This window comes from Streptomyces roseolus (assembly GCF_014649855.1).
Taxonomy (GTDB): domain Bacteria; phylum Actinomycetota; class Actinomycetes; order Streptomycetales; family Streptomycetaceae; genus Streptomyces; species Streptomyces roseolus.
Genome location: NZ_BMTV01000045.1, coordinates 1 through 22,769 on the forward strand (window position 1 = coordinate 1; position 22,769 = coordinate 22,769).

The following is a 22,769-nucleotide window of genomic DNA, read 5'->3' on the forward strand; positions in this document are numbered from 1 at the left end:
CAGCATCACCGGCACCCCGGCCTGCGGCGCCCGCACCACCGGGTCCGCCCGCTGCGCATAGCTGCCCGCGAGCCGGTACACGGTCTCCGTCTGGAAGCCGAGCCGGTGGCCGATCCCGGCTCGGCGGAGCCGGCTGCGGGACAGGTCGAGAAGACGCTCCCGAAGGTCTGCCTGTCGGGCCTGCTGTTCGAGGTGAGCCCTTGAACCTGGATCTGATGCTGTCAGGGACAGGGCTGGAGAGCCTCGAGCACAACGGAGATTCACTCTTTGTAGCTAAACAGTAACTTTGAGTGGTTCACTGGTGTGGCGTGCCGGGAGATATGGCGTGCTGGTGCTAAAGGGGCACCTGCTGTCGTGCCGGCGGCGATGTCGCGGGCGGAAGGAAGTTCTCCCATGCGGATCAGGCTCATATCGACCGGCGCGCTCGTAGCGGCCACGGCCTTCCTCGGCGCACCTCAGGCGTTCGCCGCCGAGGTCAGCGACCAGGACCGGGTGTTCCTCAGGGCGGCGCACCAGGGCAACCTGGCCGAGGTGGCCGCGGGAGAGGACGCGCGGCAGCACGCGACCAGCTCGTGCGTGAAGTCCGTCGGCGCCGCGCTGGTGCGGGACCACGGGAAGCTGGACGCGGACGTGACCGCGCTGGCGGGCAAGCTCGGGGTCGCTCTGCCGGACGGGCCCGCGCCCGAGGACGCGAACAAGCTGAAGGCGGTCCGGGCCAAGGCCGGGACACCCGCGTACGACACCGCGTGGCTGGCCGTTCAGGAGGCCGCGCACGTCAAGACCCTCGCCCTGATCGACCATGAGCTCAAGGCCGGCGAGAACAGCGAGGTGTTCGCAGCCGCGCGGGCCGCCCGCCCCGTCGTCGCGATGCACCTCGACATGGTGCGCGGCGGATCCTGTCACGCCGCGAAGGCTCCCGAGACCGTCGACGCGGGCAGCGGAGGCCGACTCGCGGCCTCCGCCCACGACCGTGACGTTCTCGCCGCGACGGCTGTCGCAAGCGGGCTCGCCCTCGCGGCCGGCGCCGGATGGTGGACCGTACGGGCGCGCCGCGGTTCCGGCAGGAGCTGACCGGACGTGCGGTCCGGTCGCCGCGTCGGCGTCGTGGCGGCATTCGGCGCCGGCGCGGTGCTGGTGGTGGCGGGTGGGATGCTCCTCGACGGGTCGAAGCCGCCGAGGAACGAAGGAGCCCTGCCCGCCTCCCCGGCCGGTCCGCGGACCGCGCCCTTCTCGCCGCCGGTGGCCGTCAGGGTCGCAGGACCGCATCCGGTCCGTGCCGCCGTCAGCGCCGTGGCCGCCACCCTCGAGGGAGACCTGGAGCCACCCGCGGACGGCGGCCGGGTCGGCTGGTGGGCCCTGGGAGCCTCCCCAGGAGCAGCCCGCGGCACCGTCCTGCTCGTGGGACACGTCGACACCGAGGCCGGACTCGGCGCGTTCGCGGCCCTGCACGACACCGGGCTCGGAACCCGCGTCGACGTGACGGGCGCCGACGGGCACGTCCACCCGTACCGCGTCACCGCCCGCCGTACCTACGAGCGCGACGAACTCCCCGCAGACCTCTTCTCCCCCGAAGGCCCGCCCCGACTCGCGCTGCTCACCTGCTCCGGCACCTACGACACCGCCGCCGGCCACTACAGCGACACCCTCGTCCTCTACGCCGCTCCCGTCACACCCGCGTGACACCCGGAAGCGGCGCGGCCCCGAGACGGACGCCGGAGGCAAGGCGGCGAGGAAGGATTCGGGGGCGGTGGACGCCGCGTGCCGGTCGAGCCGCGTCTTCGCGTCGGCGGGGCCCGGAGCGACGAAGGCGGTGGCGAAGCCGGCCACGGCCTGTGCCGCGGCCTCGGCCGCGTGGCAGGCGTTGAGGAAACGGGCGGCCGTCGTCCCTGCCGGTGGTTCTTCGGCCGTTGTCCGCGTGCCCACATGGCGACGTCTTCGCTGGTCAACGTACGGTCGGGGGCCACCACGGTTTGCGTTCGGGCAGGTGAGCCCGCGCGTTCGCAGGGGCAGCGCAGGGAGACGCGACGTCCCCCTCGGACGGGGTGAGTGCGTCTGTGAGACCGGCCACGTGGGCACCCGCGGTCTCAAGGAGACCGGCTGCGTCCTGGCCCGGTCGCGGACATGCGGCGGCCCGCCCGTCCCCTGGCCGGGACGGGCGGGCCGGTTGGTCGCTCCGCGGGTTACTTCAGGCCGTTGCTGATCGCGTTCACGAGTTCGCCGTCGGCGGTGTCGCCGTTGAACTCCCAGAAGAACGCGCCGCCCAGGCCCTGGTTCTTGGCCCACGTCATCTTGGTGCCGACGGTGGCCGGGGTGTCGTAGCTCCACCAGTCGGAGCCGCAGTGGGCGTAGGCGGTGCCGCCGACGGTGCCGGTGGCGGGGCAGGCGGTCTTGAGGACCTTGTAGTACTGGTTGCCGGGCTCGACGCCGGCGGCGGGACCGGTTGCGGTGCCGCCGGGGGCGGACTGGGTGACGCCGGTCCAGCCGCGGCCGTAGAAGCCGATGCCGAGGAGCAGCTTCGAGGCCGGGACGCCCTTGGCCTTCAGCTTGGCGATCGCGTCGGCCGAGTTGAAGCCCTGCGCGGGGATGCCGGGGTACGAGGTGAGGGGGGAGTGCGGGGCGGTCGGGCCCTGCGCGGCCCAGCTGCCGAAGTAGTCGTACGTCATCACGTCGTACCAGTTGATGTACGGGGCGGCGCCGCCGTAGTCGGCCGCGTCGAGCTTGCCGCCGCTGGAGCCGTCGGCGGTGATGGCGGCGGTGAGCAGGTTGGTCGGGCCGAACTCGGCGCGCATGGCCTGCATCATGTTCTTGAAGGCGGCCGGACCACTGCTGTCGCAGGTCAGGCCGCAGGCGTTCGGGTACTCCCAGTCCAGGTCGATGCCGTCGAAGACGTCGGCCCAGCGCGGGTCCTCGACCAGGTCGTGGCAGGACTGGGCGAAGGCGGCCGGGTTCTGGACGGCCTGGCCGAAGCCGCCGGACCAGGTCCAGCCGCCGAAGGACCACAGGACCTTGATGTGCGGGTACTGGGCCTTGAGCTTGCGCAGCTGGTTGAAGTGGCCCTTCAGCGGCTGGTCCCAGGTGTCGGCGACGCCGTCGACGGACTGGGCGGCGGTGTAGGACTTCTGGTAGTCCTCGTAGGGGTCGCCGATGGTGCACTTGCCGTTCTGCACGTTGCCGAAGGCGTAGTTGATGTGCGTGATCTTCGCAGCGGAGCCCGAGGTCACGAGGTTCTTCACCGTGTAGGAGCCCCAGTTGGTGAAGTAGCCCAGGTTGATCTTGCCGTTGCCGCCGGGGTTCTCGCCGCCGCCACCGCCCCCGGTGGTGCGGACCGGGGTGGCGCCGGAGGCGGGGCCGGTCTGGTCGGCGGTGTCACGGGCGACGACGGTGTAGCTGTAGTCGGTGCCGGCGGTCAGGCCGGTGTGGGTGTAGGTGGTGCCGGTGACGGTGGCGACGGTGGTGCCGTCACGCTTGACGTCGTAGTTCTTGACGCCCTTGTCGTCGGTGGCGGCGGCCCAGGTGAGCTTCACCGAGGTGTCGGTGATGTCGGAGGCGACCGGGGTGCCGGGGGCGGAGGGGGCGTTGTCGCCGGGGTTGGTGGTGCCGCCGTCGCAGGGAGCGCCGTTGAGCTTGCAGCCGGAGGGGGCGCCGGCCCCGCTGCCGTTGAAGCCGAAGGAGATCGAGGCGCCGGGGGCGAGCGTGCCGTTCCAGCCGAGGTTCTTGGCGGTCCAGTGGTTCGCGGAGTTGGTGACGGTCGCGTCCCAGGCGGAGGTGACCTTGGTGCCGGAGGGGAAGTCCCACTCGACGGTCCAAGAGGTGAGGGTGGTGGTGCCGGTGTTCTTCACCGTCCACTTGCCCTCGAAGCCGGAACCCCAGTCGGATGCCTTGGCGTACGTGGCGGTGGCCGAGGTCGCCGCCTCCGCGGGCGCGGCGAGGCCGACCATGGCGGCCAGCGGGAGAAGCAGCGCGGTGGCGCCCGCAAGGGCTTTGGACCGCGTGCGGGGGACGTTGCTCCGTGGCGATCCGGTACCGCGCCACCGCGTGTGAGTGCTCAAGGGTGCTCCTCGGGAGGGGTTCGGCGGACAGGGGGGTCCCTGGCCTGTCGACCCTGCGGGTCCCTGGGTGCGTGGTGTCCCTCCTTTGCACCCACCGCAGTGTTGCCGCGACCTTAGGAAGGACTAGACCAATCGTCAAGTGGTACGGACCTCAAGGCCGTTGTGTACGGAATGCCCGCCCCCGGCGACGATCGCCCGTCGCGCGCACCTCTGGTGGCACGTTCGGCGGGGTACGGTTCCGGCCATGGTGCGATCTTCTCGGCGTGCGTCCCGGCGTCGACCGCTCCCACCTCGCGGCAGATGGGGGTCCTGGATGCGGGCGCCCGGGAGGGGCGTCGCCGCCGATGGGGCGGCGTCCGAACTCCACGATCCGCCCAGCGCTCTCAGCTGCGGCGATCGATTCCCTCCGCCTGAAGTCGCCGCGAGCGAGTGGTCCAGATCATTGACCTCTCCTCGGGCTGCTCCCTTGCGTCGGTGCCGTCGCGGCGGCCGTCCCACGAGGGCTCCCGTTCCCCCGGGCACCCTTCTCTCCATGGCCGGAATCGTTCCTTTCAGGTGCGCCCGGTTCTTTGCCGTGCGGCGCCCTCGGCGGCGTCGCGCCCCGCGCCGAACAGAAGTCCATGCAGCGACTTCGGGAGTCGAGCCGCCGACCCGTGTCGTGGACGGGAACGCCGGGGTGTCGTCCGTCGGGCAGGAACGGCTCTGGTTCCTGGACCGGCTGGAGCCGGGAGACCCCGCGTACGACATTCCGTACGTGCTGCGGCTCGGCGGCGCGCTCGACGCCACGGCCCTGGGGCGTGCGCTCGACGACGCCGTGGCCCGCCGTGAGGCCCTGCGGCTGGAGGCGGAACACGAGATCCGGCGGAAGGCGGCGAAGTACTTCGCCGGGGAGACGCGCTGGTGAACCGCTTCCAGTGCGTCGCCGGCCTACAGCTCCGCCACGGCGTGAAGCGGCTCTGCAGCGCCCTCGGCGTCAGCCGTTCGAGCTTCTGCTACTGGCGCCCGAGACAGCCGCCGACCGGGCCGCCCGGCAGGCGGCCGACGCACAGCCGACCGTCCGGACACGTGCGGTGCTCCAGTGATCGGACGGCACCTACGGAGCCCCCGGAATCACCGCCGAACTCCGCGAGACGAGCGGTGAGGCGGTCAACCACCAGCGGGTCGCCAGGAACATGCGGGCGTCCGGGATCGAAGGGATCCGGTTGCGCCGCCGGCACCGCACCACCGTCCCCGATCCGGCTGCGGCCAAGGCTCTGGCCTGATCCGCCGCGACTTCACCGCGGACAAGCCGAACAAGAAGTACGTCGGCGACATCACCTACCTGCCCATCGACGGCGGGACGTTCTGCTGCCCGGCTACCGTCATCCACCTCGCTTCGCGCCGTCTGGCCGATCGCCGACCACATGCGCGCGAACCTCGTGACCGACGCTCTGGCCGCGGCCGTCCACACCCGCGGAACTCTCGCGGAACCGATCACGCGCACCGACCACGGAGCCCGGTACACGAGCAGGGCCTTCGCCGAAGCCCGCAGCTCAGCAGGGGTTCGGCGAAGCATGAGCGCGGTCGGGTCCAGCGCGGACAACGCACTCGCCGAGTCCTTCGACGCGACCTTCAAACACGAGACCCCGCAGGGACGAAAGAGCCGGCCGGATGAGCACGAGGCCCGACTCGACGCGTTCCGACGGCCCCACCGCCCCAATGCCCGGCGCCGACACTCCCGCCTCGGACAGCGATCACCCATCGCCTTCGAGAACGACTTCCACCTCACACCGACCACGTCGACACCGGCCGCATGACCCGTGTTCAGGATTCGGGGTCAAGGCGCCCTGGGCCAGAAGCCGAAGTCGTGAACAAAGCCAGGCACACGGACCTGCTTGCGTCGGGCTGCCGTGCGACCCGCGTCCGCACCCCCGCCGAAGCGGGTCGGCACCTCCGCGGTTTACGCCTCGCCATCACGAGCAGGCGGGGGTCAAGACCAATCCGGTTACTTCACCAGGAGGTCCCGATGTCGGGCACGGAGAAGAGCAAGGCCCACGCCGAGCAGGCCAAGGGCAAGGTCAAGGAGACCGTCGGCCGCGCCGTCGGCAACGAGCGGATGACCGCCGAAGGCCAGACCGAGCAGGCCAAGGGCAACGCCCGCCAGGCCAAGGAAGGCATCAAGGACACCTTCCGGCACTAGAACCGGAACCCTCCCCGTATACCCGTGAGGCCCCGGCCACTCCCCCGGTCCGGGCCTCGCGGCGTGTCCGGACACGCCGAAGGGCTCACCGCCTCTCGCGGAGCGCCACCCGGCCGACTCCCACGGCGGCGAGGGCGACCACGGCAATGACGAACCAGACGGGCACCGAGCCCGGGACCTTCTGCAGGGATCGACCATGGAGGCCTGAATGAGCAACGACATGTGGAGCTACGTTCCGACAGCCGGTCACGGCCCCGACAGTGACCTCACCGGATACAAGGTCGAAGCCGTCGACGGGCACATCGGCAAGGTCGACAAGCATTCCAACGAGGTCACCGACCAGTACATCGTCGTCGACACCGGCGTATGGATCTTCGGCAAGGAAGTCCTGCTGCCCGCCGGCACCGTGACGGCCATCGACAACGAGGAGCGGCGGATCCTGGTCTCGCTCACCAAGGAGCAGATCAAGAACGCGCCGGAGTTCGACCAGGAGAAGCACCTGGGCGACCCCGCCCATCGCGACCAGCTCGGCGGGTACTACGGTTCGGGCCACTGAGCCCGCCCGGAGCCGCACCGACTCGGCAGGACAAGGCAGCCCGTATGTACAGACGGAGGGGGAAGGGCAGGGCGGCCCGGTGGCACTGCCCCCCGAGCTCGTCCGGGCGCCGGGCCCGGTCCGTGCACGCCCTGTCGGCACGGGCTGGTCCCGACCCTGTCCGGGCGGGCCAGGCAGGTCGCCGGACTCGAGGAACCGCTGCCCGGCCACTCGTCACGACGTGGGCAGGGCCCTTGCCCCCGGCGAGGCGTACAGCCGCCCCGCCCACCACGAGCAAGGCACCGAACCCCGTCGCGGAAGCGGTTCTGACACCATCGGCAGAGCCCCGTAATCTGCTCTGACGCAGGACAGCGTGATCTTCGGCGGGGGCTCTCATGACAGGCAACAACAGGTCCAGCACGGATATCGGCGGCGGTCACATCGGACTGGCCGTGACGATCATCGCTTTGATCGCTGTCGCCGGTTTCTCCGGCGCTCGCTGGACTCTGATCGTCGCAGGAGGCTTCACCGCCTGGTTCGTCCTCGCGCTCACCGTCATCCACATCAGGGGCGGACGCGGCAGGGAAGCAGTTCGACGGGCCTATGTCGCCACTTTCGGCTGGGGCGACTGCGTCACCCCCTGATGGGGTTGAACGACAAGCTCAGATTCTCCTTACGATCACGGATCCATCCCCGCGTACGCGGGGAGCAGTCCCCTTCAGGAAGCGCCCGCCGGGGACGAGCGCGAAAAAGAACGGGCGTAAGGGTGGTAATTGGACAGCGTCCGACGGGGTTCTCACCAAGGTTCGCCGACGGGCTGCGGCCCGGATGTGTGGCCGGCGGCACCGGTCCCCGGTCGCTGCGCAGAGGCCGGGAAAGTGTGCAGGGCGGGAGCGGAGGGCCGTCCACGCTCGCGGGGAGCGGGGTGATCCGACCCTGACGGCTCCCACCCGCCTGGGCCCCTCTCGCGCGAGCGGTGAGCAGGGCGGGCTCCCCCAGCGACTCCGTGCGGCACGGCGAGTTCCGACCTGCCGCTCCCCCGTCGGCGCACAAACAATGGGGGCGACCACAGGACATGGGGGAACACGTGCCGTACAGGATCCACTTCACCATCGACGATCTCGCCCGCACCCGGATCGCGGCGAGAGCGAACCCCATGCTGGAACTCAGCACTGCCGTCCGGCAACTGCAATGCACTGAACATGCTGTACGCCTGCGTACCTGGCGCCGCGAGGCCGCCGACGCGTTGAATCCTCGAGCCCGCATGGTGCTGGACCTGATCCCCGCGCAGGGATGGGTACCGGGTTTCCTCGCCCCTGCCGGAACGGGCACGCCGGAGGAACTGCTCGAACAGGTCCTCGCGACGCCTCGGGCCCGGATACGGGCCGAACTCGAAGGTCTGGCCGCACACCGACGGCTGCCGAACTGGCTGCGGCACCTGCCGCACGACCCGGAGGTACGGCGCCAGTTCGGCGCCGCCCTGTACCACACGTACGACTCCCTGTTACGGCCGTACTGGCCGCGTATCACGGCCCTCACCGCGGCGGACAGTGCCTTACGGGCACAACAGCTGCTGTCCGGTGGGATGGAGGACGTCCTGCCCCGGCTGAATCCACGCAGAGTGCGATGGAAGTCCCCCGTGCTGGAGGTGGCCATGGCCTCCGGGCTCGACGGAGACCTGTACTTGCAGGGTCGTGGGCTGCTGCTGGTCCCGTCGGTGTTCGGGGTCGACGGCCCCGTGATCGATCCCGATGCCGAACCCCAGCCCTTCCTCACCTATCCGGTCGGCGCGGATCGTTCGCCCGTGCGCCTCCTCCACGACGTCTTGTTCGGCTGCCCGCCCACGGCCTCCCGTTCGCTGGCCGCCGTCCTCGGTCCCACCCGCGCCACCGTGCTGATGGCCGTGGCGAACCGTCCGGGCTGCTCCACCACCGAGCTGGCGGCGACCGTGGGCATCGCCGCGGCGAGCGCGAGTGAGCACGCGGCCGCCCTGCGCGGCGCCGGGCTGCTGCACACCGTCCGGCTCGGCAAGATGGTCGCGCACAACGCCACCGCCGCCGCTCACGCCCTGCTCGAAGCTTCGGGCGCCTGAGGTCAGCGCGTCGAACGGGCCCGCGCGACGGTGGTGAGCCACTCCTCGCTCAACGCCCGCAGCACCGCGAGATCGTGCTGCGGAAGGTGAGCGACCCTGGCGCGCCGGGCCTGGAGCAGGGCGGTGGGCAGATGGCTGCGCGCCGCGCAGAGACCGTCGGCGACCGCCAGCTCGACCTCCTTCCTCTTCAGGTCCGCCGCGTCGCCCGGTCGCCGTGCCGCGTCACGGACCGAGGCGCGGGCGGCGTCGGGATCGGCATGATGACGGCCGCTTCGCTCCATGCAGGACCGCCACGCGGCGAGGGCCGACGTGTACACCGGCTCGCGTTCGGCCCCGTTCGTCACGCGGTCGTCGAATTGCTGGGGCAGGTAGTCGAGTCGGGCCCACGCGTCGACGTCTCCGGCGAGCTTCCGGCGGCTCTGGGCGATGCAGCCGGCGGCGGGCACGTACGCCTTCGCCTCACCCAGCAAAGGCACGGAGGTCTTGGGCGTTCCGAGGCCGAACTGCGCCTCCGTGTAACGTCGTTGCTCCTCCTGCGACAGCGCGGTCGTGGAGTGCTCCGGCTCGGCCTCCGGACTTCGCGTTCCGGCCGTGACGGCGTCCACGATGCCGTAACCGACACGTCTGCGTTCTGCCATGCCGATCACCGCGGCCTCGTCCTCGGGGACGGGCAGCCGCACTCGGGGCGCAGCCGGCGGGGACAGACCCGCCCCGCGCAGGCAGGCCCGGTCCAGTGCGTCGACGGCCCGTTGCAGCCGTTCGGCGTCCGCCGTCCACCGGCCCGAGCGGGTCGCCAGGTCGATCATGACCGGGGTCGCCGTGAGGCCGGGCCCGGCCGGCCGCGCCTCCGCGCAGCCGGCCAGGATCAGGCAGCCGATCAGGACGCCGACCGCCCGTCGCCTCACCTGGGCGAGCACCAGTGGTTGGAGCTGATCGCGTCGTTGAAGGACGAGTCGTTCCACCCGACGGCCATGTCGTCGACCCGGTCGCCGATGCTCAGACTGTGGTACCTGCCCTGGTAGTTGGCGTCGGTCCAGAAGTAGACCGTGCACTGCCTGCCCTGGTTCTCGACCGAGCTGATGCAGTCGTTCCAGGTTCCCGGGTAGCGGGTGCAGCCACTGCTGTTGGACAGGTTCCGGTAGTTCTGGTTGTCGCCGGAGACCTTGCCCATCGTGCCGCCGCGGTAGTTGTTGACCCAGAAGCAGGCGTAGCCGCTGTTCGCCGGGCACGCCTCGGCCTGAGCGCCTGCGCTCGCGTGGGCGGCGGGCGCGGCTCCGAAGAAGGCGAGCGCGAGGGCTGAGGCGGTTCCCAGCAGCTTCGCCGTGGTCTTCCCTGTCAGTGTCATCGGGGCGGATCCCCTCTCGGTCTTCGGCGCGCTCCGCAGTGATCTCGCCGCGCGGGCGGCAAGCCCCGTTCGCACGCCGTGTCGTCGTTGGCGAGTGACACCTTCCCGGGCCGCCGGGCACCGGGTCGATCCATTCGGCCCACCCCGAAAGGTGGGGCCGGCCACCCAGTGCGGGCGGTCCGTGCGGGGCCGGCCCCCGGACCGGCCCCTCATGGGAACCCCTGCGCCACCGGAAGCGGACAGCCGGCGAGGACTTCGGGCAGTGGTTCGAGATGTCCGCCCTCTCGACCGCCGCGAACCGAGGCCTTGTCGGTCTCCTGCTCCGCCGCATCCGGCCCTCCCCCACGCCCTCGTGGAACGGGTGACGGCGCTGGTCTTCGCCCATGGGGGGACCGCCGGTGCAAGCTGCGGCAGTCGCGCGCCCAGCCCCGTACGGACGCGATCCGTCTCCCCCGGGCGGCCGGCCCGCCGCGTTCCCGCCGCTCCGGCGCCGGCATTCCGCCGGCCTGACAAGGTCACGTGGGGGCGGCGGCGGGAGGGAGTGGAGGAGGGTTGCGGGTGGCGGTCAGTCCGGGCGTCCCGGCAGGTGCGGCAGCAGGCGGTCCGGGGTGAGGGGCAGGTCGCGCAGGCGGACGCCCACCGCGTGGTGCACGGCGTTCGCGAGGGCGGCCGCGGTGCCGACGATGCCGATCTCCCCGATGCCCTTGCTGCCCATGGGGTTGAGGTGGGGGTCGTCCTCGTCCAGCCAGTGCGCTTCCAGGGACGGCACGTCGGCGTTGACGGGGACGTGGTAGGAGGCGAGGTCCCGTTCCACGAACTCCCCGTACCGGCGGTCGAGGGTGCTGCCCTCGGTCAGCGCCATGCCGATGCCCATGGTCATGCCTCCGATGAACTGGGAGCGGGCGGTACGGGGGTTGAGGATCCGGCCGGCGGCGAAGACGCCGAGCAGCCGGTTCACCCGTACCTCTCCGGTCACGGCGTCCACCTCGACCTCCGCGAAGTGGGCGCCGAAGGCGTGCCGGGCGTACGGGGACTCCTTTCCCGCCTCCTCCGCGGTGTCGGCCCGTGCGGAGAGGCCCTCGGGCGGCAGCGGGCCGGAGTGGGCGCGCAGCCGGTCGGCGAGGGCGGTGCAGGCCCGGTGGACGGCCCAGCCCCACGACGAGGTGCCGGAGGAGCCGCCCGCCAGCGGGGCGTCGGGCAGGGCGCTGCTGCCGATCTCCACCCGGACCGAGTCCAGGGGCGCCTGGAGGGCGTCGGCGGCGATCTGCGCGAGGACGGTCCGTGCCCCGGTGCCGATGTCGGTGGCGTTGAGCCGCACGACGTACGTGCCGTCGGGTGCGGCGCGGGCGGTCGCCGTCGACGGGCTGACGAGGTACGGGTAGGTGGCGGAGGCCACGCCGGTGCCGGTGAGGCGGTCGCCGGAGCGCCGCACGCCGGGGCGGGGGTCCCGGTCCTCCCAGCCGAAGAGCCGGGCGCCCTCGCGGAGGCAGCCGGCGAGGTTCCTGCTGCTGAACGGCCGGCCGCTGTCGGGCTCCCGGTCGGGGTCGTTGCGGAGGCGGAGTTCGACGGGGTCGAGGCCGGTGGCGACGGCGAGTTCGTCCATGGCGGCTTCGAGGGCGTACATGCCGGACGCCTCGCCGGGGGCGCGCATCCACGAGGGCGTCGGGACGTCCAGGGCCACCACGCGGTGCGTGGTGCGGCTGTGCGGCGAGGCGTACATGACGCGGGCGGGGACGGCGGCCTGCTCGACGAACTCCGTGACGGTGGAGGTCTGCGTGGTGACCTCGTGGGCGAGGGCCTGGATCGCTCCGTGGGCGTCCGCGCCGATGCGGACGCGCTGGACGGTGGGGGCGCGGTGGCCGACGGTGGCGGGCAGGTGGCGGCGGGGCAGGGCGAGCTTGACGGGGCGTCCGGTGTGCCGCGCCGCCATGACCGCGAGGACGACCTGGGGGCGCGGGGTGCCCTTGGAGCCGAAACCGCCGCCGACGTGCGCGGAGCCGACCGTGATCCGCTCCCGGGGCAGGGCGAACAGGCGGGCGAGGACGTCCCGTACGGTGGTGGACCCCTGGCTCGAGTCGTGGACGGTCAGAGCGCCGTCGGTCCACCAGGCCGTGGAGGCGTGCGGTTCCATGGGGTGGTTGTGCAGGGCGGTCATGGTGTAGGTCGCGTCGACGCGGAACGCCGAGGTGGCGTACGCGGCGTCGAAGTCGCCCCGCTCGCGGACGGCGGGGTGGCCGCCGTTCACCTCCTCGGGGGTACGGAGGCGGGGGTGGCCGTCGGCCGGTCCGGCGTCGTGGTCCTCGGCGGCGTACTCGATCCGGAGGGCGTCGGCGGCCGCGCGGGCGTTCTCCGGGGTGTCGGCGACGACGAGGGCGACGTACCAGCCCCGGTGCGGGACGCGGTCGTTCTGGAGCACGGCCAGGGTCCGGTCGTCGGCCTCGGCGAGGCGGGGCGCGTTCTCGTGGCTGAGGACGGCGTGGACGCCGGGTCCGCGCAGGATCTCGTCGGCGTGGACGGCGGTGACCCGGCCCCTGGCGATCGTGGCGGGCACGGGCACGGCGTGGAGGCAGCCGGGCGGGGTGCGCTCGGCGGCGTAGCGGGCGGTCCCGGTGACCTTGTGCCAGGCGTCGCGGCGCTCGGCGTCGGTTCCTGTGGCCGGTGCGGGAGGTGTCGGCGGGGGGCACATGCGGAGCGGCTCCTCAGCTGGCGGCGGCGAGGTCGGTGAGCACGCGGACGGCGAGGCCGCGCGCGAGCGGCACCTTGAAGCCGTTGTCGCGCAGGGGTCGGGCGGCCTCCAGTTCCGCGTCGACGGCCCGGGCGAAGGTCTCTTCGACGGCGGGCGCGCCGCGCAGGACCTCCTCGGCGGCGCGGGCGCGCCACGGCCGGTGGGCGAGTCCGCCGAAGGCGAGGGCGGCGTGCCGGACGCGGCCGTCCGCGACGTCGAGGACGGCGGCGACGGAGGCGAGGGCGAAGGCGTACGAGGCGCGGTCGCGGGCCTTGCGGTAGGCGCCGGCTCCGGCCGGCGGCGGGAGGACCACCTCGGTGATGAGCTCTCCGGGGCGGATGACGGTGTCCTGTTCCGGGTGGTCGCCCGGCAGCCGGTGGAAGTCGGTGAGGGGGACCACGCGCGGGCCGTCGGGGCCGAGCAGGTGCACCCGGGCGTCGAGGGCGGCGAGGGCGACGGCCATGTCCGACGGATGGGTGGCGACGCAGTGCGGCGAGTGGCCGAGCACGGCGAGGTCGCGGTGGACGCCGTCTCGGGCGGGGCAGCCGGTGCCCGGTTCCCTCTTGTTGCAGGGGTGGGAGACGTCCTGGAAGTACGGGCAGCGGGTGCGCTGGAGGAGGTTGCCGCCGGTGGTGGCGGCGTTGCGGAGTTGGGGGGAGGCGCCGGACAGGAGGGCCTGCGACAGGACGGGGTAGCGGGTGCGGACGAGCGGGTGGGCCGCCAGGTCGCTGTTGCGGACGGTGGCGCCGATGCCGAGGCCGCCGTCGGGCGTCTCGTCGACGGTGTCGAGCGGCAGCCGGCCGATGTCCACGAGGAGCGGCGGGTCGGCCACGCCGAGCTTCATCAGGTCCACCAGGTTGGTGCCGCCCGCGAGGTACTGGGCGCGGGGGCGGTGGGCACAGGCGGCGAGGGCCTGCTCGGTGCGCTCGGCGCGCACGTACGCGAAGGGCTTCACCGGACCGTCTCCCGGTGCGCGTCGGTGACGGCGTCGACGATGTGGGGGTAGGCGCCGCAGCGGCAGAGGTTGCCGCTCATGCGCTCGCGGATCTCGTCGCGGGTGAGTTCCGCGGGGCCCCCGGCGCGGGCGGCGCGCGGTGGCGTCACGTGTGAGGGGTGTCCGGCGGCGGCCTCGGCGAGGAGGGCGACGGCGGAGCAGAGCTGTCCGGGGGTGCAGTAGCCGCATTGGAGGGCGTCGCGGGCGACGAAGGCCTCCTGGAGCGGATGGGGCCGGCCGCCCTCGGCAAGGCCCTCGACGGTGGTGACGGGCCCGTCGCAGGCGACCGCGAGGACCAGGCAGCTGTTCACGCGCCGGCCGTCGACCAGGACGGTGCAGGCCCCGCACTGCCCGTGGTCGCAGCCCTTCTTGGCGCCGGTGAGGTCCAGGTGCTCGCGCAGGGCGTCCAGGAGGGTCGTGCGGTGGTCGAGCCGGAGGTGGTGGATGCTCCCGTTGACCTGGAGGACGGTGGACGACGTGGACTCCCCCGGCCGGTCGGGGCCGTCGTGACGGCTGTTCCCGGGGCCGTGGCCGTGACGGCGTTCGTCGCCGCGGTCGTCGTGTCCGGCCGGGTCCGGGCCGGCCGTTCCGTCGCGGTCCACTGGGTCCGCCTTCCGTCGGTGGGTGGGAGGGGGCGCGTGCCCCGTCCCGGACTTGCCTTCCCCGCGGGTCGCGTCTGCCCCGCCTCCGGACCGGAGGTCACCCGTCCGGAGGGCGGACGGTCGTCCGTCCGCCCGGCACGCGCGTCGGTCGTCCGCCGGGACCTCATGGGCGGGGGTCAGCGGCGACGGGCCGTGAAGGTGTGGGTGATGCCCGTCTGCCAGCCCGGCTGGGGCAGGATCCTGACGCCGCTGAAACCCGCGCGTCGCAGCCGGTCCGCGAACCGGTCCGCCGTGTCGAAGTCGAGGACGCTGCGCCGCAGGTGGGCGTAGAGGCGCGCGTCCCCGTGGAGGCGGCCCCACGGGACCACGAGGCCGCCCATGACGGCCGACCACACGGCCCGGTGCAGCGGGTGGCCGCCGAGGGCGTACTCGTGGACCGCCAGCCTCCCGCCCCGTCGCAACAGCCGGTGCACCACGTCGAGGACCGCGTCCGGATCCGCGACGTTGCGGAAGAGGTAGGCGGCGAACACCGCGTCGTAGGGGCCGGCCACCCCGGCCGCCGTCATGGCCTCGACCGGTGCGTGGACGAACGAGACCCCCGGCGGCCAGCTCTTGCGGCGCGCCCGTGCCAGCATCCCGGCGGAGGCGTCGACGCCCGTCACCGTCGCCGAAGGCGCCGCCGCGAGCAGTGCGCGGGTCGAGGCGCCGGTGCCGCACCCGAGGTCCAGGACCCTCGCCCCCGCCCCGCCGTCCGGCAGGCCGAGGCGGCGCGCCGAACGGCGCAGGTGCGCGTGGTACCCGGGGCTGGCGGAGGTCATGCGGTCGTACGTCCGCGACGCGTGGTCGAACGCGCCGGCGAGCTCGGCGTCACGCAACAGGGTCACGCGCTCTCCTCCCGTAAGGGCCGTCCTGGTCCGGAGCCATCGTCGCACCGCTCCGCGCCCTCCGCCGGGTGGGCGGGGCGGGGCGCGGGAGACGCGACGGGTCATTGGGCCGGACGGCCCAAGACGCGGTGCATCCGTACCGCACGAAGGTACGGAACCACACAGACAACCGCACCCGCCGACGCCTGGCAGCAAGGGGAGCCCGATGCGCATACTCGACCCGTTCGTCATCGACCGGGACGTCCCGGCAGCCGTGGGGCTGGTGCTCGACGACGTCCTGGGGTGCCGTCTCGACGACGCCGAGGCGGCGGACCCCGTGTTCGCCGCGGACCTCGCCCGACGGGTGGCGGCCTTCACCCTGGCGGGCGGCCGGCGGCGCCGCTCCCAGCTCCTGTGGTGGTCGGCGCGGGCCTGTGGCGGAGGCGCACCGGAAGCGGGCGCGGTCCTGCGCACCGCCGCGGCCCTCGAACTCATCCAGACCTGCGCGCTCGTCCACGACGACGTCATGGACGGTTCTCCGCTGCGCCGGGGGCGTCCCTCCGTGCACGTCGCCCTGGACGCCCGTTACGGGACGGCCGGGCGCCGCCGGCCGTACGGCACGTTCGGCGGTTCGGCCGCCGTGCTGGCCGGGGACCTCGCGCTGGCCTGGGCGGACGACGTCTTCGCGGAGGCCGTCGAAGGCGCTGCCCACGCCCGGGAGGCCGCTCGGGTCTGGCGCCGCATGCGCACCGAGATGGTCGCCGGGCAGTACCTCGACCTGCACGCCCAGGCCACCGGGGGCTGCTCCCCCGGGCGTGCCCTGCGGACGGCTCTGCTGAAGACCGGTCTCTACTCCGTCGCCCATCCCCTGGTGCTGGGCGCCACGCTGGCCGGGGCGCCGCCGGAGCGGGTGGCCGCGCTGCACGAGGCGGGGCGGAGCGCCGGCATGGCGTTCCAGCTCCGGGACGACCTGCAAGGCGCCTTCGGGGATCCGTCCGTCACGGGCAAGCCGGCCGGGGAGGACCTGCGCGAGGGCAAGGCCACGTATCTCGTCACCCTCGCCCGCGCCCACTGTGCCGAACGCGGTGACGCCGAGGGAACACGCCTGCTCGACCAGGTCGTCGGGGCGCCGGAGGCCACGGAGGACGAGCTGCGCCGGGTGTGCGACGTGCTCGTGTCCAGCGGCGCCCTCGACCGGGTCGTCGCCCGGATCGAGCAACTGCGCCGGCGGGCCACGGCCGTCCTCGGCGCCGCCGGTCTGGCCCCCGAGGCGACCCGCCGCCTCGGCCGGCTCCTGGCCGACCTGTGCGGCCCGGCGGACGGGACGGAAACGCCGCCGGAGGAGAGTACCGGCCCCGCCGGCTCGCGGGACGCCGGCCTGTTGATCGGAGGAAGCCGTTGAGGACGCTGCCCGGCAGGACCGACCACGTCGTCGTCGTAGGAGCGGGCCTCGCCGGCCTGTCGGCCGCCCTGCACCTGCTCGGGGCGGGGCGTCGGGTGACCGTGGTCGAACGGGACGCGCGGCCGGGCGGGCGCGCCGGACGCGAGGAACTGGCCGGGTTCTCCCTGGACACGGGCCCGACGGTGCTGACGATGCCCGACATCCTGGACGAGGCGTTCGCCGCCGTCGGCGAGTCCCTCCGCGACCGGGTGGAACTGATCGGCCTTCACCCGGCCTACCGGGCCCTGTTCGCCGACGGCAGCCGCATCGACGTGCACACGGACGCGCATGCCATGGCGGCCGAGGTCGAACGGTTCGCGGGCGCGCGCGAGGCCGGTGGCTACCTCCGGCTGCGCGGCTGGCTGACCGAGCTGTACGCCGTACAGAGGCGGCGCTTCATCGACGCCAACTTCGACTCCCCGGCGCAGCTGCTCCATCCCGACCTGGTCCGGCTGGCGGCGCTCGGCGGCTTCGGCCGGCTGGACCGGGCCATCGGCCGTTTCGTCTCGGACGAGCGGCTGCGCAGGGTCTTCTCCTTCCAGTCCCTGTACGCGGGGGTGGCCCCCTCGCGCGCGCTGGCCGCGTACGCGGTGATCGCGTACATGGACACCGTCGCCGGGGTGTACTTCCCGCGCGGCGGGATGCACGCGGTGCCCTCCGCGATGGCGGAGGCGGCGAAGGGGGCGGGGGCGGTGCTGCGGTACGGCGAACCGGTGCGGAGACTGGAGCGCGTCGGCGGCCGGGTCACCGCCGTCGTCACCGACCGGGAGCGGATCCCGTGCGACGCGGTGGTGCTCACCCCCGACCTTCCGGCGGCCTACGGGCTGCTGGGGCGCACCCCGCGACGTCCGGCGGGCCTCCGGCACTCGCCGAGCGCGGTCGTCCTGCACGCGGGTACGGACCGGACGTGGCCCCACCTCCGCCATCACACGATCTCCTTCGGCGGGGCGTGGTCCCGCACGTTCCGCGAACTCACGCGGACGGGACGGCTCATGAGCGACCCCTCGCTGCTGATCACGTCGCCGACGGCCACCGACCCCTCGCTGGCCCCGCCGGGGCATCACCTGCACTACGTCCTGGCGCCGTGCCCGAACACCGAGGTCGGGCCGGGCGCCGCCCACTGGGGCGAACTGGGCCGGCGGTACCGCGACGCGCTGGTCGGCGAGCTCGAACGCCGGGGCCTGGACGGGCTGGGCTCCTCCATCAAGGAGGAGTCCCTGGTGACCCCGGCCGACTGGACGGCGGCGGGACATGCCGCCGGGACGCCGTTCTCGGTGTCCCACACCTTCGCCCAGACCGGGCCGTTCCGCCCGGGGAACCTCGTGCGGGGGGTCGAGAACGTCGTCCTCGCGGGCTGCGGCACCACGCCGGGCGTGGGCGTGCCGACGGTTCTGATCTCGGGGAAGCTGGCCGCGGCGCGGGTCACGGGAGGTGCCCCGCGGCGGGCCGGGCGGGGCGGCCCGGTCGGGAGGGCGCGGGCGCGGGATCCGCTCTCCGTTCCTGCTCCGCCTCCTCCTCAGCCCCCGTCTCCGTCTCCCTCTCCGAAGGGGGGCAGGCCGTGACGGCACGTGAACTCGACGCGGCGGGCGTCAGGGACCCCGCCCGGCGGGCGGCCTACACGACGTGCCGACGGCTCAACGCGCGCCACGGGAAGACGTACTTCCTCGCCACCCGGCTGCTTCCCGTCGACCGCCGCTGCGCGGTGCACGCGCTGTACGGCTTCGCCCGGCGGGCCGACGACATCGTCGACGACCTCGGCCGGCACGCCTCCACGGCGCAGCGCGCGGCGGCTCTCGACGCGCTGGAGGCGGACTGGCGGGCGGCTTCGCGCGGCGGCGCGGCCCGGGACCCGGTGGTCATGGCCGCCGCCGACACGGTGGCCAGATACGGCATCGCCGAACAGCACTTCACCGATTTCCTCGCCTCGATGCGCGCGGACCTGTCCGTGCGGGACTATCCGACGTACGCCGACCTGCGCGGGTACATGCACGGTTCGGCGGCGGTCATCGGGCTGCAGATGGTTCCCGTCCTCGGGACGGTGGTGCCCCGGGAGGAGGCGGAGCCGCACGCCGCCGCCCTGGGCGTGGCGTTCCAGCTGACCAACTTCCTGCGGGACGTCGGGGAGGACCTGGACCGGGACCGGGTCTACCTCCCGGCGGATCTGCTGGCCTCGCACGGGGTCGACCGGGAGCTCCTGCGCTGGAGCAGGCTCACGGGGCGCCGCGACGCCCGGATCACAGCGGCGCTCGCCGCGGCCGCCGCCCTGACCCGTGAGGTGTACCGGGAGGCCGAGCCGGGCATCGCCCAGCTCCAGCCGGTCTCCGCCCCGTGCGTGCGCGCGGCGTTCGTGCTGTACAGCGACATCCTGCGGGTGATCGAGGAGGACGGCTACGCGACCGTCCACCGGCGTGCGGTCGTCGGCACCGGGCGCAGGGCGTCCGTGGCGCTGTCCGGCCTGGTCCAGGCGGTGGCGGCGCGTCGGGGGTGGAGGAAGCGGCAGCCGGAGCGGCCCCGTGCCGTCGAAGGGATCGGCGTCGGTGACGGGGCTCCGGGAGGGGCGGGGTGAGCGGCGGACAGCGGAGCGGAGCGGAAACGGCGGCGGACGGCGTGGGCGACGGAGAGCGGTTGGGGTCGGACGGCATGAGCGGCGGAGAGCGGACGGGGGCGGGCGGCACGGTGGACGGAAGGGGATGGCGGTCGAGCGGCGGGCCGGGCGGGTCCGGGGCGGGTGACGGGGGGCGGATTCCGTTGCGGATGCGTCGTGCGCGCGTGGCGTGGGAGGAGCAGCGGCCGACGTGGCGGCAGGCGCGGCCGGCGTCCATCGCCGCCGCGCTCGCGCGGGCGACGTCCCGCCCGTCGGGCAACTGGTACGTCGTCGCCGACAGCCGCCACGTCCGCGACGACCGGCCGCTCGGGCGCGTGGTCGCCGGGACCGAGGTGGTCCTCTGGCGGGACGGGGAGGGCGTGGCCCACGCGGGTCCCGGGGCCTGCCCCCATCTCGGCGCACCGCTCAAGGACAGTGCCGTCCGATGCGGGAGGCTCGTCTGCCACTGGCACGGGCTCGCCCTGGACGGCCGGCCCTTCGCGGGCTGGGAGCCGTGGCCGGCGCACGACGACGGCGTCCTCGTGTGGGTACGGCTCGACCATGTCGGCGGCGAGGAGCCCACGGAGGCGCCCGTGGTGCCGGAGCGGCCCCCGACGGCGGGCGCGGTCGACGCGGTGTACACGGGCGTGGGGAGGTGCGAGCCGCAGGACGTCGTGGCGAACCGGCTCGATCCGTGGCACGGCGCCTGGCTGCACCCCTACTCGTTCGTCGACCTGGAGGTCGTCTCCGTGCCGGGGGACGAGGCCGCGGAGGAGGACGACGAGCTGGTCGTCGACGTGTCGTTCAAGGTGGCCGGGCGGGCGGTGGTCCCCGTGACCGCCGCGTTCACGGCTCCCGATCCACGGACGGTCGTCATGCGGATCGTGGCCGGCGAGGGCGCGGGCTCGGTGGTGGAGACCCACGCCACGCCGCTGACCGGCGCGGGCGACGCCCGGCCGCGCACCGCTGTCGTCGAGGCGGTCGTGGCCGGCTCGGACCGCCGGGGCTTCGCGTTCGCCCGCGCGGTCGCGCCGCTCCTGCGCCCCGCGATGAGGGCGTCCGCGCGGCGCCTGTGGAAGGACGACCTGGCCTATGCCGAGCGGCGCTGGACGCTGCGGAGCACCGGCCGGTTCCCCGGCTGACACCGGCGGGCGGTGCCCCGCCGAAGGTGTCCCTTCCGCCTCCGGGCGTGCCGGGAGCGCGGCGCCGAGCCGGTGAGGGGCGGTGCCGCGCCGGGCCGCGGGCCCTTCCGCCCAACGGGCCCTTCCGCACACGGGAAGCGCGCCCTCGTCCACGGCGCGCCCGGGGCCCGCCGGCTCGGCCCCGTGCGGGGCGTGCGCGGCGGCGCGTTCGTGCGCCCGGCGTACCCGCGGCACCGCGCGTTCGGGGTCCTCGCCCGTGCCGAAGGCGGTCACGGCGGGGAAGGTGGTGCGCTGGAGCCGGCCCCAGGGGTCTCCCCGGAACCCGGAGCGGGCCGAGACGGCCGCCATGGCCACGGGGTGGGGCGACCGGGGCGGCAGCGCGACGGAAGCTTCTGCCGCCGTGGACCGGGGCCACGGCCGGCCTGCCCTTCGTCACCCGCCTCCTGCCGCCGGTGGCCCGCCCGGGTGGGCGGGCGATCACCGCCGCGGTCCGCCGGGTGACGTGCGCGGCACCGGCCGGGGGGCGTCACCGCGCGTGTCGCCGCCACCGTGATCGGGCGGTCCGGCCGGAGCCATGGCACCGGGGCCCGGGTCAGCCGCTCGCCGAGAGCCGGGCCAGCGTGCGCAGGGGCGTGGAGCGGCCGCGGCGCGGGACGGTCCACAGGGTCTGGCCGCGCAGCCCCCAGCGCCGCAGGTGGGCATTGGCGGCGAGGAACCCCGTGGTGGCGGCGCGCTCCATCAGGGCGACCGGCAGGTCGGTCCGCACGAGGTCTCCCGCCAGGGTGACGGTGGGGTCCGGGGTGGGGACGGTGGGCCTGTCCCGGTGGCCGCCGACCGGGAAGAGGGGGCAGTCCGCGCGCCGCTCGTGGCGCTGGTCGAGGATCCGCGCGCCGCGGGTCTCCGGATAGACCTGGCTCAGCCGTTCCCGGAGTTCGCCGGGAGTCACCCCGGCGTCGACGGCGTACGCGTGCAGTTCGACGACCGAACCGCCGGTCCGTCGCGCCCAGCGGGACGCCTCGCCCTCCCACCGTTCGAGCACGCTGATGTTGTCCAGAGGCCCGTATCCGCTGGTGCCGAGGAAGCCGGGGCGGTCGGCGCGCACCGGCCGGTCGAGCCAGAGCCGGGAGACGAGGAACGGCGGCGCCGTCCTGAGGCGGCCGACGCGCGCGCGCCACTCGGTGTCGCCCAGGGCGGGTGAACGCGCCACCAGGTCCCGCAGGCCCGCCGTGTCGAGGGCGAGCACGACGGCGTCGGCGTGCTGTGCGCCGGCGGGGGTGACCACGGTGTGGCCCTCGCCGGGCGCGGGGGCGAGGCACTCCACGGGCGTGCCCGTGCGGATGTCGACGCCGTGGCCGTCGAGGTAGCGGGCGAGGGGGTTCCACAGGGCCTGGGGGTACGGCTCGTTCGGCACGTCGAAGAGGAGGCCTTCGGAGGAGCCCAGGAAGTAGATGTGGAACATCAGCGCGAGTTCGGCCGCCGACAGTTCGCGGGGGTCGGCGAAGAAGCTGCGGGAGAACACCTCGAAGGCGAGGTGTTCGGCGGCCCGGGGGAAGCGGATCCGGTCGAGGAGTTCGCGCGCGCTGAGGTCGTCGTAGCGCTCGTACACGTCGGGCAGGCGCACGTCGAGGAGGGGCAGGGCGGCGCCGGCGTTCAGGCGTCCGAGGTCGCGCCAGCCGAAGCTGGGGCTGAGGGCCGCGAAGCCGAGCGCGCTCCAGGGAGGGGTGCGGGGGACGCGGGCGAAGCTGTCGTGGAGGCCCGAGCTGTGCCGCAGGGGGTAGTCGGCGAGGCCGGTGAGCCCTTCCAGGCCCGGATCCGTACGCCGGAGCAGTCCCCGGAGGTTGTAGTACTGCCGGAAGAAGGCGTGGAAGCCGCGGCTCATGGTGGCGGCGGATCCGTCGGAGAGCGTGGTGGACCATCCGGCGAGGCGTCCGCCGAGTGTCTCCTCGCGTTCGTAGAGGGTGACCCGCACCCCTCGCTCCGCGAGGATCGTGGCGGCCGCGAGCCCCGCGATGCCTCCGCCGACGACGGCGCAGCGCGGGGCGGGGTCTGCGGCGCGCGCGGCGCCGTCGGCGGCCCGTACGAGGGCGGCTCTGCGGTCTCGGCCTCGGCGGGGGACGGGGGCCCGGTCGGGAGGGGTCATCGGGGCGTACTCCTGTGGTGTGGTCGCGGGATGAGGGGGCGTCGGGAGGAGAGGGTGGCGGGGACCGCGGGGTCGGGG

The 22,769-nt window shown here is 73.9% G+C and carries 21 protein-coding genes and 2 pseudogenes; 14 read left to right on the forward strand and 9 right to left on the reverse strand.

Annotated elements, in window-relative coordinates; all coding sequences use genetic code 11:
• The 3 genes from IE245_RS37515 to IE245_RS34050 all read left to right on the forward strand — a co-directional run.
• Positions 1–204, forward strand: a 204-nt coding sequence (locus IE245_RS37515) for a hypothetical protein (RefSeq protein ID WP_229851962.1), incomplete at its 5' end; no start/stop codon positions are given.
• A gap of 189 nt (positions 205–393) precedes the next feature.
• A complete protein-coding gene (locus IE245_RS34045) occupies positions 394–1,071 on the forward strand; it encodes a DUF4142 domain-containing protein (RefSeq protein ID WP_189954809.1) in 678 nt (225 codons plus the stop codon).
• 6 nt (positions 1,072–1,077) lie between these two features.
• Entirely contained in the window at positions 1,078–1,680 is a 603-nt protein-coding gene (locus tag IE245_RS34050) for a class F sortase (protein WP_189954811.1), read from the forward strand.
• Between the two features lie 500 nt (positions 1,681–2,180).
• On the opposite strand, the gene IE245_RS34055 is transcribed toward IE245_RS34050, so the two are convergent.
• Complete coding sequence (locus IE245_RS34055; protein WP_189954813.1) at positions 2,181–4,049, reverse strand: glycoside hydrolase family 18 chitinase; 1,869 nt, start codon at positions 4,047–4,049, stop codon at positions 2,181–2,183.
• A gap of 676 nt (positions 4,050–4,725) precedes the next feature.
• Here IE245_RS34055 and IE245_RS34060 point away from each other — a divergent pair.
• The 7 genes and pseudogenes from IE245_RS34060 (at position 4,726) to IE245_RS34090 (ending at position 8,855) form a co-directional block, all read left to right on the forward strand.
• Positions 4,726–4,953 carry a condensation domain-containing protein gene (locus IE245_RS34060; protein WP_189954902.1) on the forward strand — a complete coding sequence of 76 codons (228 nt, stop codon included), beginning with the start codon at positions 4,726–4,728 and terminating at the stop codon, positions 4,951–4,953.
• Positions 4,954–5,143: 190 nt separating this feature from the next.
• Positions 5,144–5,311, forward strand: a pseudogene (locus IE245_RS38195) (IS3 family transposase); the annotation flags it as partial.
• 129 nt (positions 5,312–5,440) lie between these two features.
• Positions 5,441–5,845 (forward strand): DDE-type integrase/transposase/recombinase, encoded by a 405-nt coding sequence (locus IE245_RS38200; RefSeq protein ID WP_373305450.1) that lies wholly within the window; start codon positions 5,441–5,443, stop codon positions 5,843–5,845.
• A gap of 209 nt (positions 5,846–6,054) precedes the next feature.
• Positions 6,055–6,228 (forward strand): CsbD family protein, encoded by a 174-nt coding sequence (locus IE245_RS34075; protein WP_189954818.1) that lies wholly within the window; start codon positions 6,055–6,057, stop codon positions 6,226–6,228.
• Between the two features lie 208 nt (positions 6,229–6,436).
• Positions 6,437–6,784, forward strand: a complete 348-nt coding sequence (locus IE245_RS34080; protein WP_189954820.1) for a PRC-barrel domain-containing protein — start codon at positions 6,437–6,439, stop codon at positions 6,782–6,784.
• 374 nt (positions 6,785–7,158) lie between these two features.
• A complete protein-coding gene (locus IE245_RS34085) occupies positions 7,159–7,407 on the forward strand; it encodes a hypothetical protein (RefSeq protein WP_189954822.1) in 249 nt (82 codons plus the stop codon).
• A 443-nt stretch (positions 7,408–7,850) separates the two neighbouring features.
• Positions 7,851–8,855 carry an ArsR family transcriptional regulator gene (locus tag IE245_RS34090; protein WP_189954824.1) on the forward strand — a complete coding sequence of 335 codons (1,005 nt, stop codon included), beginning with the start codon at positions 7,851–7,853 and terminating at the stop codon, positions 8,853–8,855.
• 2 nt (positions 8,856–8,857) lie between these two features.
• Here IE245_RS34090 and IE245_RS34095 read toward each other — a convergent pair whose 3' ends face one another.
• The 6 genes from IE245_RS34095 to IE245_RS34120 all read right to left on the reverse strand — a co-directional run bounded on the left by IE245_RS34095 (position 8,858) and on the right by IE245_RS34120 (position 15,405).
• Positions 8,858–9,772, reverse strand: coding sequence for a hypothetical protein (locus IE245_RS34095; RefSeq protein WP_189954827.1), 915 nt, complete (start codon positions 9,770–9,772; stop codon positions 8,858–8,860).
• A complete protein-coding gene (locus tag IE245_RS34100; protein WP_189954829.1) occupies positions 9,757–10,200 on the reverse strand; it encodes a peptidase inhibitor family I36 protein in 444 nt (147 codons plus the stop codon). The genes IE245_RS34095 and IE245_RS34100 overlap by 16 nt, the downstream gene beginning before the upstream one ends.
• 565 nt (positions 10,201–10,765) lie before the next feature.
• The gene (locus IE245_RS34105; RefSeq protein WP_189954830.1) at positions 10,766–12,886 is read right to left on the reverse strand and encodes a xanthine dehydrogenase family protein molybdopterin-binding subunit; all 2,121 of its coding nucleotides are present in this window, start codon (positions 12,884–12,886) and stop codon (positions 10,766–10,768) included.
• Between the two features lie 13 nt (positions 12,887–12,899).
• Positions 12,900–13,880: an FAD binding domain-containing protein gene (locus tag IE245_RS34110; protein WP_189954832.1), complete on the reverse strand. Its 981-nt coding sequence runs from the start codon at positions 13,878–13,880 to the stop codon at positions 12,900–12,902.
• On the reverse strand, positions 13,877–14,365 hold the full coding sequence (locus IE245_RS34115) for a 2Fe-2S iron-sulfur cluster-binding protein (protein WP_229851972.1): 489 nt from the start codon (positions 14,363–14,365) through the stop codon (positions 13,877–13,879). The genes IE245_RS34110 and IE245_RS34115 overlap by 4 nt, the downstream gene beginning before the upstream one ends.
• A gap of 332 nt (positions 14,366–14,697) precedes the next feature.
• A complete protein-coding gene (locus tag IE245_RS34120) occupies positions 14,698–15,405 on the reverse strand; it encodes a class I SAM-dependent methyltransferase (RefSeq protein ID WP_189954836.1) in 708 nt (235 codons plus the stop codon).
• Between the two features lie 205 nt (positions 15,406–15,610).
• Between IE245_RS34120 and IE245_RS34125 the strand changes: the two genes are divergently transcribed.
• The 4 genes from IE245_RS34125 (at position 15,611) to IE245_RS34140 (ending at position 20,551) form a co-directional block, all read left to right on the forward strand.
• The gene (locus IE245_RS34125; RefSeq protein WP_189954838.1) at positions 15,611–16,786 is read left to right on the forward strand and encodes a polyprenyl synthetase family protein; all 1,176 of its coding nucleotides are present in this window, start codon (positions 15,611–15,613) and stop codon (positions 16,784–16,786) included.
• Positions 16,783–18,387 carry a phytoene desaturase family protein gene (gene crtI, locus IE245_RS34130; protein ID WP_189954841.1) on the forward strand — a complete coding sequence of 535 codons (1,605 nt, stop codon included), beginning with the start codon at positions 16,783–16,785 and terminating at the stop codon, positions 18,385–18,387. Before IE245_RS34125 ends, crtI begins: the two co-directional genes overlap by 4 nt.
• Positions 18,384–19,391 (forward strand): phytoene/squalene synthase family protein, encoded by a 1,008-nt coding sequence (locus tag IE245_RS34135; RefSeq protein ID WP_189954843.1) that lies wholly within the window; start codon positions 18,384–18,386, stop codon positions 19,389–19,391. Before crtI ends, IE245_RS34135 begins: the two co-directional genes overlap by 4 nt.
• 188 nt (positions 19,392–19,579) lie before the next feature.
• Positions 19,580–20,551: a Rieske (2Fe-2S) protein gene (locus tag IE245_RS34140; RefSeq protein WP_229851964.1), complete on the forward strand. Its 972-nt coding sequence runs from the start codon at positions 19,580–19,582 to the stop codon at positions 20,549–20,551.
• Between the two features lie 192 nt (positions 20,552–20,743).
• On the opposite strand, the pseudogene IE245_RS37520 reads toward IE245_RS34140, so the two are convergent.
• Both IE245_RS37520 and IE245_RS34145 read right to left on the reverse strand, forming a co-directional pair.
• Positions 20,744–20,899, reverse strand: a pseudogene (locus IE245_RS37520) (oxygenase MpaB family protein); the annotation flags it as partial.
• Positions 20,900–21,143: 244 nt separating this feature from the next.
• Positions 21,144–22,691: an FAD-dependent oxidoreductase gene (locus IE245_RS34145; protein ID WP_189954847.1), complete on the reverse strand. Its 1,548-nt coding sequence runs from the start codon at positions 22,689–22,691 to the stop codon at positions 21,144–21,146.
• Positions 22,692–22,769 lie beyond the last annotated feature (78 nt).